14 protein-coding genes are annotated in these 13,168 nt (G+C 46.3%); 11 read left to right on the top strand and 3 right to left on the bottom strand.

What is annotated here, in order from left to right; genetic code table 11:
• The first annotated feature begins 19 nt into the window (after window positions 1–19).
• Together ABRS97_RS01710 and gndA are read left to right on the top strand one after the other, a co-directional pair.
• The gene (locus ABRS97_RS01710) at window positions 20–787 is read left to right on the top strand and encodes an SDR family oxidoreductase (RefSeq protein WP_367811164.1); all 768 of its coding nucleotides are present in this window, start codon (window positions 20–22) and stop codon (window positions 785–787) included.
• A 42-nt stretch (window positions 788–829) separates the two neighbouring features.
• Window positions 830–2,242, top strand: coding sequence for an NADP-dependent phosphogluconate dehydrogenase (gndA, locus tag ABRS97_RS01705; protein WP_367811163.1), 1,413 nt, complete (start codon window positions 830–832; stop codon window positions 2,240–2,242).
• Between the two features lie 35 nt (window positions 2,243–2,277).
• Here the strand turns inward: gndA and ABRS97_RS01700 are convergent, their stop codons facing one another.
• Complete coding sequence (locus ABRS97_RS01700) at window positions 2,278–2,604, bottom strand: hypothetical protein (RefSeq protein WP_483312508.1); 327 nt, start codon at window positions 2,602–2,604, stop codon at window positions 2,278–2,280.
• A gap of 146 nt (window positions 2,605–2,750) precedes the next feature.
• Between ABRS97_RS01700 and ABRS97_RS01695 the strand changes: the two genes are divergently transcribed.
• Window positions 2,751–3,272, top strand: a complete 522-nt coding sequence (locus ABRS97_RS01695; protein ID WP_367811161.1) for a shikimate kinase — start codon at window positions 2,751–2,753, stop codon at window positions 3,270–3,272.
• A 4-nt stretch (window positions 3,273–3,276) separates the two neighbouring features.
• Here ABRS97_RS01695 and ABRS97_RS01690 read toward each other — a convergent pair whose 3' ends face one another.
• Complete coding sequence (locus ABRS97_RS01690) at window positions 3,277–3,567, bottom strand: rhodanese-like domain-containing protein (protein ID WP_367811160.1); 291 nt, start codon at window positions 3,565–3,567, stop codon at window positions 3,277–3,279.
• Window positions 3,568–4,072: 505 nt separating this feature from the next.
• Here ABRS97_RS01690 and aroA point away from each other — a divergent pair.
• The 3 genes from aroA to ABRS97_RS01675 are packed head-to-tail and all read left to right on the top strand — an operon-like array spanning window position 4,073 to window position 6,650.
• The gene (gene aroA / locus ABRS97_RS01685; RefSeq protein ID WP_367811159.1) at window positions 4,073–5,368 is read left to right on the top strand and encodes a 3-phosphoshikimate 1-carboxyvinyltransferase; all 1,296 of its coding nucleotides are present in this window, start codon (window positions 4,073–4,075) and stop codon (window positions 5,366–5,368) included.
• A 32-nt stretch (window positions 5,369–5,400) separates the two neighbouring features.
• On the top strand, window positions 5,401–6,213 hold the full coding sequence (locus tag ABRS97_RS01680; protein ID WP_367811158.1) for a C39 family peptidase: 813 nt from the start codon (window positions 5,401–5,403) through the stop codon (window positions 6,211–6,213).
• An 11-nt stretch (window positions 6,214–6,224) separates the two neighbouring features.
• On the top strand, window positions 6,225–6,650 hold the full coding sequence (locus tag ABRS97_RS01675) for a CoA-binding protein (RefSeq protein ID WP_367811157.1): 426 nt from the start codon (window positions 6,225–6,227) through the stop codon (window positions 6,648–6,650).
• 70 nt (window positions 6,651–6,720) lie between these two features.
• On the opposite strand, the gene ABRS97_RS01670 is transcribed toward ABRS97_RS01675, so the two are convergent.
• Entirely contained in the window at window positions 6,721–7,290 is a 570-nt protein-coding gene (locus ABRS97_RS01670; RefSeq protein WP_367811156.1) for an NAD(P)/FAD-dependent oxidoreductase, read from the bottom strand.
• A gap of 282 nt (window positions 7,291–7,572) precedes the next feature.
• Between ABRS97_RS01670 and ABRS97_RS01665 the strand changes: the two genes are divergently transcribed.
• From ABRS97_RS01665 to ABRS97_RS01645, 5 genes are all read left to right on the top strand, one after another.
• Window positions 7,573–8,142: a hypothetical protein gene (locus ABRS97_RS01665; protein ID WP_367811155.1), complete on the top strand. Its 570-nt coding sequence runs from the start codon at window positions 7,573–7,575 to the stop codon at window positions 8,140–8,142.
• Window positions 8,143–8,295: 153 nt separating this feature from the next.
• Window positions 8,296–10,185, top strand: coding sequence for a glucose PTS transporter subunit IIA (locus ABRS97_RS01660; RefSeq protein ID WP_367811154.1), 1,890 nt, complete (start codon window positions 8,296–8,298; stop codon window positions 10,183–10,185).
• On the top strand, window positions 10,182–11,987 hold the full coding sequence (ptsP, locus tag ABRS97_RS01655; RefSeq protein WP_367811153.1) for a phosphoenolpyruvate--protein phosphotransferase: 1,806 nt from the start codon (window positions 10,182–10,184) through the stop codon (window positions 11,985–11,987). The genes ABRS97_RS01660 and ptsP overlap by 4 nt, the downstream gene beginning before the upstream one ends.
• Complete coding sequence (locus ABRS97_RS01650; protein WP_367811152.1) at window positions 11,971–12,513, top strand: type 1 glutamine amidotransferase domain-containing protein; 543 nt, start codon at window positions 11,971–11,973, stop codon at window positions 12,511–12,513. Before ptsP ends, ABRS97_RS01650 begins: the two co-directional genes overlap by 17 nt.
• A 124-nt stretch (window positions 12,514–12,637) precedes the next feature.
• Window positions 12,638–13,045: a hypothetical protein gene (locus tag ABRS97_RS01645; protein WP_367811151.1), complete on the top strand. Its 408-nt coding sequence runs from the start codon at window positions 12,638–12,640 to the stop codon at window positions 13,043–13,045.
• Window positions 13,046–13,168: the final 123 nt, after the last annotated feature.

Raw genomic sequence — 13,168 nt, 5'->3', positions numbered from 1 at the left:
AGAAGAGAGGATGACGAAGATGAACTTATTTGATCTTACTGGCAAAACAGCAGTTATTATTGGCGGAAACAGCACGCTTGGAGGTTCCATGGCCGTCGCGCTTGGTGGGCACGGGGCGAAAGTAGCCATTGTAGGCCGCAATCAGGAGAAGAGCGAGCAGGTCTGTCAGGCGATTGTGTCCGTCGGCGGAGAAGCGAATTGCTTCCAAGCGGATGCGACCAAACGCGAGGATTTGGAGCAAGTATTGAAAGAAGTTATTGCTTGGTCCGGGCAGGCGGATATCTTAATGAATTGTCCAGGTAAAAATAGTGCGACACCTTTCTTTGACATTTCCATGGAAGAATGGGATTCTATTATGGAGGTTAATTTAAAAAGCGTCGTGTTAGCTTGCCAAGTGTTTGGGAAATATATGGTTGATCGTGGTGAAGGCGGAAGTATTATCAATATTTCGTCCGTTTCATCGGATCCGCCGCTTTCTCGCGTATTCACTTACTCCGCCTCCAAAGCTGCCGTCAATAATATCACACAAAATCTGGCCCGTGAATTTGCTCCTAGCCGTGTACGCGTTAACGCGATCATTCCTGGTTTTTTCCCGGCGGAGCAGAATCGTAAGATCTTATCGCCAGATCGGATCGAGTCCATCATGCGTCATACGCCGATGAATCGGTTCGGTGAAGCGGCTGAGCTGCAAGGCGCAGCGGTGTATCTGGCCTCTGAGAAGGCGTCAAGCTTTGTGACGGGTACTGTTTTAAGAGTGGATGGCGGTTTTGGCGCGATGACGATTTAATACCTATTATCGGACTATTTATCGGAAGGGTGTATGAGAAACATGTCGAAACAACAAATTGGTGTGGTTGGTCTTGCGGTTATGGGGAAAAACCTGGCTCTGAACATCGAAAGCAGAGGATTCAGCGTATCGGTTTTCAACCGTTCTTCCGAAAAAACAAAAGAGCTTCTTCAAGAAGCTCCAGGTAAAAATTTAGTAGGTACATACAGCGTAGAGGAGTTCGTACAGTCCTTGGAAGTTCCCCGTAAAATTTTGATCATGGTCAAAGCGGGCGGACCTACGGATGATACGATCAATCAATTGCTTCCTCATCTGGACAAAGGCGACATTCTTATTGACGGAGGCAATGCGTTCTTCCCGGATACACAGCGCCGTAACAAAGAATTGGAAGCTCATGGCATCCGTTTTGTCGGAACAGGCGTGTCCGGCGGTGAAGAAGGCGCCCTTAAAGGCCCTTCAATCATGCCAGGCGGCCAAGAATCTGCTTACAAACTGGTAGAGCCTATTCTTACAGCTATTTCTGCTAAAGTTGGCGGGGACCCTTGCTGTACGTATATCGGACCGGATGGTGCGGGACACTATGTGAAAATGGTGCACAATGGTATTGAGTACGGCGATATGCAGTTGATTTGCGAAGCGTACCAATTGCTCAAAGACGTGCTGAACGTAAGCACGGAAGAGCTTCATGAAATATTTACGGAATGGAATAACGGTGAGCTCGACAGCTATCTGATCGAAATCACCAGAGATATTTTCACGAAGTATGATGCAGAGACAGGTAAACCGATGGTTGACGTCATTCTGGATTCCGCTGGCCAAAAGGGAACAGGAAAATGGACCAGCCAAAGTGCTTTGGATCTTGGCGTGCCGCTTTCCATCATTACGGAATCCGTATTCTCCCGTTTCATCTCCGCGATGAAAGAAGAACGCGTTGCGGCTAGCAAAGTGCTCAAAGGACCTGCTGCTCCAGCCTTTACCGGCGATCGCAAAGCGTTTATTGAGGCTGTTCGCCAAGCGCTTTATGCAAGTAAAATTTGTTCTTATGCTCAAGGTTTCGCTCAGATGAGAGCTGCTTCTGAAGAATATAACTGGGATCTGAAATATGGCAGCATCGCGATGATTTTCCGCGGAGGCTGTATCATCCGCGCTCGCTTCCTGCAAAATATTAAAGATGCCTATGACCGTGATCCGCAGTTGAAAAACTTGCTTCTGGATTCTTATTTCAACGGTGTTGTCGACAATTATCAACAATCTTGGAGACAAGTAATCGCTGAAGCGGTAACTCGCGGAATCGCCGTTCCTTCTTTCGCATCGGCACTGGCTTATTACGATAGCTACCGTACAGAAAGATTGCCAGCGAACTTGCTGCAAGCACAGCGCGATTATTTCGGCGCTCACACTTTCCAACGTGTGGACAAAGAAGGAACTTTCCACTTCAACTGGATGGAAAACTAAGCCGTATATAAGAAGATATAAGCAGGGTTTGCAGGCTACTTAGTATCCTCCTGTAAGCCGTACGCTGCTTCGCGAAGCCACATTTTTAATCGATCGGCTTCTTGATCGAAGCCATTTCTTTTATGAATGAGCATCATCGCAACTTCAGCAAAATAACGAAAATTTCTCATTAAACGTGGTTGAGCAAGGCCCTGCATTTGCGGGTCTTCTTCAGCCACTTTTTTCTTGATGAATTCCAGAATCCAGACAACATCGTCTTTGCACAGCGGATAGCTTGGATGTAAAATTTGCTCCAGTTTGCCCTTTGTATGGTTGGGATAGGCGACAGTTTGGTTCAAAGCTCCATCTCTCCTTGTCGGCATATGGTCTTTTTTCATTCCATTTCATGTGCTGGAATTTATTCACAATACTATATGTTTTTTTTAAGGTTTGTATTCATGACTTGCCTTTCATGTGGTATGATGTTGGGAAAGTTTGTATGAATAGCTTATGGGAAAAGGGGATTAACGTGACAAGAAGAAATATCGTTCTTGTAGGTTTCATGGGGACAGGGAAATCGACTGTAGGTTCGAAGCTGGCTGAGCGCTTGGGTTGGACATTTCAAGACTCGGATGCGGTCGTTGAAAAGCAACAGATGATGTCGATCCCTGACTTGTTCCGCACTCAGGGTGAAGAACATTTCCGCGCTTTGGAGAGCAGGGCGCTGCAAGATATACTTAAGAATGAGCACCAGGTTCTTGCTACCGGCGGAGGTGCTGTTCTTGCCGAGAGCAATCAAACTTGCATGCTGCAAAATGGATATGTTGTCGCCTTATACGCGACTCCTGAGACGATTATTCAGCGCGTTAGCAGTGACAGCAATCGCCCTCTTTTGCAGGGGAATCTAACAGATCGCGTCTACACGTTATTAGAGCAGAGGAAGCATGCTTATGACTTTGTGCATACGACGATTGACACTACAGAGCTTACGTCGGATGAAATTGTGGAAGAGATTTTAAAAAGATTTGGCGAGGAAGAAGGACAAGCTTAGAAGTTTAGTCCTCCCATTCCAACATACCGCCAGACATATTTTTAAGACCTTTATACCCAAGTGATTCTAAGTAGCCCAGCGCTCGACCGCTCCGGTTGCCGCTTCGGCAAACGAGAATGACTTCATCTGTTTGGGGAATTTCGGTATGACGCTCAGGGAGCTGCCCCAAAGGGATGTGTTTGGCGCCGGAAATGATGCCTTCAGCTACTTCTTCATCTTCGCGTACATCGACGATCGTTAGCTGTTCTCCGCGACTCAATCTTTCTTTAACTTCGGATGGAGCAATGGTATCCAATTGATAAGCCTCCTAGCTTCATTGTGACTGGGAAGAAGTCCCATCATAAGTAATGATAGAAAGAATCAGAGAAGATGTCAAACCGATGGTTAATTTCAAGGGCGGCTCAACTTGTTAATTGGATGCGGATCGCTGTGGAGAAGTGCTCCTCTAGAGAGAAGTCCATAGGCGCCACTGGTTGAGTTCAACTTGCTTTTCACTTGGTCGGAAGGTTCCCAAGTTCTATTCCATATGGTACACTGACAGTGGATCTTTTGGGTTGTTTTTGATAAGTTTGCTGGGTGCGCCGCCTTGCTTTTGGCCGCTGAAAGCTGCTTATAGGCGGGACTTTTGCCACATGCTGCACGTTAAATTGGTAAGCCTCGAATTGCTGCGTGGTTGGGTTGTACAAGCCTGAACGTGTGCACCTTTTTGAGTATGCGACGTTAGACTAGCGTTCATCGAATATTACATAAAACTTGCGAAGCCAGTTTTCTGGCGAAAAACTTTTAGGGGGACCCTTTACATGAAAGCTATTGTGAAACCAACCGCCGAGCTTCAAGGCGAAATCAATGCATTATCGTCTAAAAATTATACGACTCGTTACCTGCTGATCGGCGCTTTGGCGGATGGTACGAGTACGATCTATTATCCGGCTCATAGCGAGGATAGCGATGCAATGAGACGCTGTGTGCGCGATTTAGGGGCAGTTATTGAAGAGGACGATGAGAAAATTGTGATCACAGGCTTTGGGAAACATCCTAAGCACGTATCCGAACTGAATGTTGGCAATGCAGGCGCGGTTCTTCGCTTTTTAATGTCGACAGCGGCATTTTGTCCGAATTTGACATTCGTCAATACGTATCCTGAATCGTTAGGCAAGCGTCCGCATGATGATTTAATTGAAACTTTGCAGCAAATGGGCGTTGAGGTCGAACATTCGAATGGACGTCTGCCGATAACAATAAAAGGGGGGCAGCCCCGCGGCGGTAAACTTACGGTTTCGGGGAATGTGAGCTCCCAATTCCTAAGTTCGCTTTTGTTTATGACACCGTTGCTTGAAGAAGACAGCGAAATTGAAGTATTGCATGATTTGAAATCAAAAATTATTGTGGGTCAAACGCTTGAAGTGCTTGAACAAGCAGGAATTATCGTTCATGCCAGTGAAGATCTAATGCACTACCGTATACCTGGAGGCCAATCTTACCAAGCTAAGGAATATGTGATCCAGGGTGACTATCCGGGCTCTGCCGCTATCCTGGCAGCGGCAGCTGTGACGAATTCAGATGTGCGCGTACTGCGTCTTGAGGAGAATAGCAAGCAGGGGGAAAAGGCTTGTGTTGATGTTCTGCGAGCTATGGGCGTTAATTTGACGCATGACAACGGGGTTGTTCAAGTGCGCGGCAACCAGAAGCTGATTGCCGGAGAGTTTGATGGCGATCATTTCACCGATGCTGTTCTGGCAATGGTGGCTGCTGCGGTATTCGCAGAAGGAACATCGCGTTTCTATAATGTTGAAAATTTGCGTTATAAAGAGTGCGACCGCATCACCGATTACTTGAATGAATTGCGTAAAGCCGGTGCCGATGTAGAAGAGCGTCAGAGCGAAATTATCATTCATGGTAAACCTGAGGGTGTGGAGGGAGGCGTTGAAATAAACGCGCATTTCGACCATCGCGTTATCATGGCCTTAACGGTTGTTGGCTTACGTTCCAAAAAAGGTCTGACCATTAAGGATGCTCATCACGTGGCTAAATCCTACCCGCAATATTTTGATCATTTGCGTTCAATCGGTGCTCAGGTTGAACTTGTGAGCGAATAAGGATTGTCAAATCAACGAACGGGTGAATCAGCATGAGGATTATTTGGCAAGGATTAAAGGTGACGTTAGGATTTTTCCTCGTAGCAGGCTTAGTATTTGCTAGCAGCGTTTTTGCAGTACTGTTGTATGCTAAAGCGACTGGTAAGGAGCCTGCATTATTCGCTGCGGGTACTGCGGTGCATATTGTTGCGCCCCCACCCGTTAAAACAATCGAGGTAACTCCGCCCCTCGTCCAAGAAAAGCTAAAGTCAGCTATGATTGATGCGCCTGTCGTTAAACAATTGCCTGAATTGCCGGCAGGTTGTGAAGTAACAAGCTTGGCCATGCTGCTTCAGTTCAGCGGTGTAAATATAGGAAAAATGGAGCTTGCGGCCGAAATGCCGAAGGACAATACGCCAGCAACCCTTCAAGCGGATGGCACAATCAGCTATTGGGGGAATCCGAATACAGGCTTTGTCGGTGACGTAACCCGCAAGCAGCGAGGATTTGGCATCTATCATGCGGGCCTGTTCCCGCTCTTGAAAACCTACATGCCATCCGCTATTGATGTAACGGACGAGCCGTTTGAGCTGTATGAACAGCAGGTAGCCAGTGGTATCCCAGTCGTGGTTTGGACAACAATTGACTATAATCTTCCTTACAAATGGGTAACTTGGGATACGCCGACTGGCCCGCTTAAAACGTCATATGCAGAGCATGCTGTTTTATTAGTAGGATATGATGAAGAGAACGTCTACTTGAATGATCCGCTAAAGGGCAGTAAGCAGGTACAGGTGAACAAAGCACAGTTTATTGAAAGCTGGTCAGCCATGGGCAAACAAGGGTTGACGTATTTGAAAAAATAGGAGGATTGACAATGGCCTTGGAAAATCCATCACGTGAGCAAATCAAAGTGCTGCTGGCCAATGCCGGCAATATTGCTGTTGTAGGTTTGTCCGATAATCCGGACCGTACTTCGCATATGGTTGCGGCTGCCATGCAAAGCAGGGGCTACCGCATTATACCGGTAAATCCGAATGCAACGGAGATATTAGGCGAGAAAAGCTACGCTTCTCTTTCGGATATACCGGAACCAGTCGATATCGTCAATGTGTTCCGTCGTGCGGATCAAGTGGTGCCAATTGCTGAAGAAGCCGTTAAAATTAAAGCTAAAGTGTTCTGGCTTCAATTGGACATCATCAACGAGGAAGCAGGCCAGATTGCCAAGGATGCAGGGCTTGAAGTCATCATGGATCGCTGCATTAAAGTCGAGGATGCCATTCTGAATCCAAGAAATAACTAAGCATTTCCATACCGAAAGGACCCCTTCTTGGAATACCAGGAAGGGGTCCTTTTTTTTACTTCGAAAGAGATTAAGCCTTTAAAACATCATGATCGACATAACGCTCGCCGTTAATCTCGCTGATTACATGAATTGCAACTTTCGCACCGTCTCCAGCAGTGATAATCGTATGCATGCTAACGCCCGCTGTTGTGCCTGCTGCCCAAACGCCACTTAAGCTGGATCGCCCTTGTGCATCCGCGTCAACGATTGCCTTAATGCGAGGCTCGGTACCTGGTTTTGTTCGAATGCCTGCAGCTTCAGCAAGCTCGACAGATAGCCCTGTTGCGAGAATAACATGAGAGCCTTCATAGGATTCGTTTTCTGTCGTTACACGGAATAATATGTCACCGGATTTCTCTAAATGTGTGGCTTTGCCTTGAATGAATTCGGCGCCGAATTTAGCCGCTTGCTTTTTTCCGATTTCCACGAGGTCGGGTCCTGTAATGGCTTCTACTCCGTAGTGATTTTCAATCCAAGCTCTTTTTGTAACGCTTTGATCATTGTCAATGACGAGTGTTTTCTTGCCTGCTTTTGCTGTAAATAAAGCTGCGCTTGAACCCGTAGGCCCTGCTCCAATAATGATAACATCGTAAGACATTTAATCACTCCTCGAAAGTAGAAAATATGAAGGTACATAAAGATTATGGCATACTTATCTTTATATAGTCAATTTATGTGTATATAAAGTATAGTAATGCTTTCGTCGTTTCACATCTGGTTGTAGCTTCCCCCTAATCTACGATAAGGTTGCAGAAATCAGGTGACATTTCGGACTTCCGAGCCAAGAGCTTCCATAAATAAAAAGAATATAGACGGAGAGAATAAAGAGGGCTCTAAAAAGAGGCTAAAACAACAATGAGATTCAGAGGAGGAAATGCAAATGTATACAAATAACTTCAACAACTTCGGATCTTCATCTTTTGGCAGTCAGAATTCCCAAGGAGCACAAGGAAACCAGGGATATCAGGGAATTCAAAGCATCACCTCCCAGTATCAGGGCGGGCAGAAACAATATCAGCCAGTAGGCTATGTGCAATCGTATTATGGACAGAATACAGCCCAGACGAACCAAAGCCAAAACCAAAGTTATGGGCAAACGGTAGCTCCAGACGCTTTTCACACAGCCAATTACCGCGGAAACCAAGCCGGGCACGATTTCTATCGTTCTGAATCGATTGCGCCTACGCAGCAGCAAACCAGTTTCCAAAGCGGATATTCCACATATTCAAACAATAACAACACGAACAATAATAATTATTTCAAAAACCAATTTGGGGCTGCTCAATCCCAACAACCCATTTTTTCTAGCAATCAGCAGCAATATGGTGCAACCCAATTTGGCGGAAGTGTGCAAACGAATCAATCCTACACCCAACAAACGGTATCTCCGAATGCCTACCACACGGCGAATTATCGGGGGAATCAATACAATCAAAATACAGGGATTTAACAATAAATCAAGCTAATCGTTCGAAGAGCAGGTCGACATGCGGCCTGCTTATTTTGTTTTTGACAAAAGGGCTGACAAGCTATACGATTTGAATAGAAAAACTTACGATCATGGAGTGAGTTTTCTACGAAACTCTAGGGAGGTAGCTTTTGTTTGAACTGGATGGGAAATTTACAACAGCTCGGCCGCTCTTTAATGCTGCCTACCATTGCGCTTCCTATTGCTGCTGTGTTGCTTCGTCTAGGGGATTTACCATGGGATGCGATTCATGCTTCCAGCTTCGGGGATATGCTGCTGCTAGCAGGAAATACCGTTTTTGACTACATACCGATCATTTTTGCTGTTGGTGTTGCGTTAGGATTAACGGAGAGTGCTGGGATTGCCGGGTTATCCGCCATGCTTGGCTATTTTATGTTTACAAGACTGATTGAAAGCCAACTGGGAACCGATTTTCAGCTCGGAGTATCAGGTGGGATTTTGATTGGTCTTCTGGCTGCTATTATTTATCATCGCTTTAAAGAAGTAAAGCTCCCGGAATATATTCAATTTTTCGGAGGGCCTCGAATCGTTCCTCTTGTGATGGGGCTAGCAACGCTTATCGTTTCTTACATTATGATTGTTTTGGGTCCATATCTCGAAATGGGTATGGCCAAATTATCCAATTGGCTGCTTGGATTGGGCGGCTTTGGCGCTTTCCTCTATGGAATTGCTCACCGTTTGCTCGTTCCCTCGGGTTTACACCATATTCTGAACAATTTCTTCTGGTTTCAAGTGGGTGCGTACAAATCAGCAGATGGCAATATGGTGTATGGGGATCTTCCGAGGTTTTTTGCCGGTGATCCGACGGCCGGGACATATATGGCCGGATTGTACCCCATCATGATGTTTGCTCTTCCGGCGATCGCCTTTGCAATTATTGGAGAAGCGCGGGAGGATTTGAAACCGAAGATCAAAGCAACCTTCCTTACTGCAGCCTTAGCATCATTCCTGACCGGGGTGACTGAGCCGATTGAATTTGCATTTCTATTCGTGGCTCCTTATCTTTTCGTGGTGCACGCGATCCTATCCGGAGCCGCGATGTGGATTGCCTACTACTTGAATATTCAACACGGTTTCTCTTATTCGGCAGGGGCTATTGATTATGTGATTAACCTGCATTTATCGCATCACGGGTTATTGTTAATACCCATTGGACTGGTATATGGGCTCTTGTATTACTTCTTATTCAGATGGGCTATTCGGAGATTCCAGATTCCAACACCCGGCAGGGAGGAAGGGTCCTCTTTGGAGGAGTGGGCAGGCGACATTCCTTCTCGATCTCCGCTCATTCTGCAAGCGCTTGGCGGGAAAGACAATATTAAGAAGATTGAAGCCTGCATAACTAGACTGCGACTTACCCTTGTCAACGATCGTCTGATGGACATCACGGCCTTACGGCATCTGGGAGCGGCAGGCGTCATACGTCTTGGGGGAGGTAATGTTCAGGTCGTGTTCGGAACATTCTCAGAGCTGATTCGCGAAGAAATCATGAAAGTGTTGCGCAAAGATATTCATGTGGTGCTGTTTAACGCACCGATGCAAGGGCGAATGATTCCGATTGAGGAAGTGCCGGATCGCATATTTGCCTCCCGATTGGTCGGTAACGGCGTTGCTTTTTTTCCGGAAAAAGGGGAATTGGTTTCGCCTGTGGCAGGCACAATTATGCACATTTACCCGACGATGCATGCGCTTGGGATTTTAACGGAAGAAGGGCTGGAAGTGCTGCTGCATATTGGCATAGACACGGCGAGCTTGCCGGGGAAATGCTTTACAGCTGTGGTTAAAGAGGGCGATCAGGTTGAGCCGGGCCAATTGCTGGTGAAATTCAACTTGAATAAAGTCAAAAAATTTGCTTCATCAATGGCGACACCAATGATCATTACAAATCCGGATCTTGTTAAATCGTGGAGCTACGCTCCGTTTAAATCTGTCAAGAAAGGGCAAGGTTCTGTGATGTCCGTCGTCTTAAAACCTACTAAACCGTCAGGAGGGACTAACGGATGATCAGAGGGATAGGAGCGTCTTCGGGAATTGCGATGGGCAAAGCGTTCGTCATTCCAACCTGGGAGTGGGATTTTCCGGAGAAAATGATTGATGTAACGGATCTGGCATATGAATTTGAGCGTTTGTATGATGGAATTCGTTCATCCAAAGATGAGCTTGAGCTTATTAAGCAAGAAATTAAAGAAGTGGTGGGGCAAGACCAGTCGTATATTTTCGATGCCCATTTGGCCATTTTGGAAGACCCCATTTTTATGAACGAAATTCAAGGGATCATCGAGCTTCAATATAAGGCTGCAGAAGTCGCGGTGAAAGAAGTCATCGATAAGTTTGTCGGGATGTTTAATCTGATCGATGACGAATACATGAAGGAGCGCGCTCTCGATATTAAAGATGTCGGCAACAGGCTTCTCAAGCATTTGCTTGGCGATACGAGCTCGAATGTTCCACCGGTCGATCATCCCTATATCCTGGTGGCGAAGGAGTTGACGCCATCGCAATTAGCTCATCTAGACCCGGGTAAGGTGCTAGGTTTGCTTACCATCCTCGGGGGCACGCATTCGCACGTATCGATCATGGCAAGAGCGATGTCGGTTCCTTATGTGTTGGGTTTGGAAGGCAAACTGCTTAGACCGATCCAAAATGGCGATTTCCTGATTATTGACGGTCAAGAAGGCACGCTCTACATAAATCCAGATCAAACAACAATCGAACGATACAAAGCGAGGAAGCAGAATTGGCTCGAATTTAAAGAGAGCTTGCAGGAGATCGCGGATGTAGCGCCGATGACACTGGATAAGCAGCTGGTGACCCTGTACGCCAACATGAACTCAGTGATGGAGATTGAACAAGTACTGCGCAACGGCGCTTCCGGGGTAGGGTTGTTTCGAACTGAGTATTTGTACATGGATCGGGATTCGCTTCCAAGCGAGGAAGAGCAGTTTGAGGTATACCGGCACGCGGTAAGACAACTGCAAGGGAAACCGATTATTATCCGAACACTCGATATTGGCGGAGACAAAAAGCTTGATTATTTGCCGCTGGCTAAAGAAGATAATCCGTTTCTTGGTTATCGGGCTATCCGCATTTCGTTGGATCGCAAAGACTTGTTCATGACGCAACTCAAGGCAATTTTAAGAGCAAGCAGCTATGGGCCGGTGAAGATTATGTACCCAATGGTAACTTCGCTAGACGAAGTACGGCAAGCCAAGGCCATGCTGGAAGAAGCAAAGCTTGAGCTAAGCGAACATGGGGTTCCATTCAATGCTCAGATTGAAGTAGGCTTAACGATTGAGGTGCCGGCCGCAGCGCTCATTGCCGACATGCTGGCAAGCGAAGTTAATTTTATAAGCATAGGTACGAACGATCTCGTCCAGTATGTGCTGGCTGTGGATCGCATGAATGAGAATATCGCGCATTTATATGATCCATATCATCCCGCGGTTATCCGATTATTGAAACATGTGATTGATTCAGCCAAAAGGGTTGGCATACCCGTAGGCGTGTGCGGTGAGATGGCAGGCGATATTAGAGCGCTCCCGATTTGGCTAGGATTAGGCATTGAGGAGCTTAGTATCTCCGTTCAGACGCTGCTGCAAGTGAAACACAGCCTAATTGCGAGCGATGTTTCCAAATGCAAAGAGCTGGTGGATCAGATTCTGACTTGCAAAACAAGTCAACAGATCACTGAATTACTCGCGCAAAAGGAAGCAGAAGAAAGAGGAAAGGCCGTAGTAATTGCTTCAGATGCGAGTTACACGGGAGAAACATTATTAGGAGGGAACACGAATGGGATTAACAGGTAGCAAAGTGTTAGCGTTCGTTGACGAGGAGTTTGAAGATCTGGAAATGTGGTATCCAGTCCTGCGGTTAAGAGAGTCAGGGGCTGTCGTTGATATTATCGGGCCTAAGGCGAAAGCTGTTTATCATGGCAAATACGGCGTTCCGATTACGACGGATTATGCGTTTGGCGAAGTGCAATCGTCTGATTACATTGGACTTTACGTACCTGGGGGCTGGGCGCCCGACAAGCTCCGCCGGTATCCGGATGTACTTCGTTTAACGCAGGAATTTCATGCTGCTGCGAAACCGATCGCACAAATCTGTCATGCCGGATGGGTGCTGATTTCTGCGAAAATCGTAAATGGCTACACCATGACTTCTACGCCAGGCATTCGCGATGATATTGAAAATGCGGGAGCTACGTGGGTTGATGAAGAAGTTGTCGTAGATCGTAATATCATTTCAGGACGTCGTCCGCCGGATCTACCGGCATTCTCAAAACGATTTGTGGATGAACTTATCAAGTTTAAAGAACATCAGGAAAACTGACACTTCTCTTCCATTGGTGGCAAAAACTACTACTTAGATTTCGGGAGGAAATTGGCCGATATCGTAGAATACGTTAGTACAAGCAAAGTATGTACTCGCCGCCTGTCATGAAGGAGTGTTTTGGATGCAAAAGTATTGCAAGTGCGGACGCGCGATGAACCTTCGTCTGCGTACGGTTATCTATCAAAACAAAGTCGATATTGAAAATGTGCCTATTTATTCTTGCGAAGCGTGCGGCAGAAGCGAGGTAGTACCTCATGTCAAACCGGAGCTCACTGGCTTGATCGGCAAGTTAGGAAGCAAACCTGAGAAACAGCAGTTTTTTTTCCATGAGCTTTCAGAAGTCGCTTATTTGCTGCTGAAAGTGACGGAGAAAGAACATATGAATGATTCCATGGAAAAGATCGTGGAAGAGCGCATAAATGAACTTCTTGACATCCTTCTTCTCGCGCAATCGCTGGGCGACGAACCTTGGACGAATGAAATTCGCAAACGGTTGTCGCAAATTACACAAAGTACAATTTCGACATAATCCGCAAGTGGCCAATCTCAATCGAGATTGGCTTTTGTGGTTATAGAAGCTAGATTTGAAAATTCCCATGAAAATCTGTAAAATTATTTTCAAAGCATTTTCATTTTTCATTGCAAGATGAAT

Source organism: Paenibacillus tabacirhizosphaerae (assembly GCF_040812395.1).
Taxonomy (GTDB): domain Bacteria; phylum Bacillota; class Bacilli; order Paenibacillales; family NBRC-103111; genus Paenibacillus_E.
This window is presented reverse-complemented; position numbering and strand designations above follow the sequence as displayed.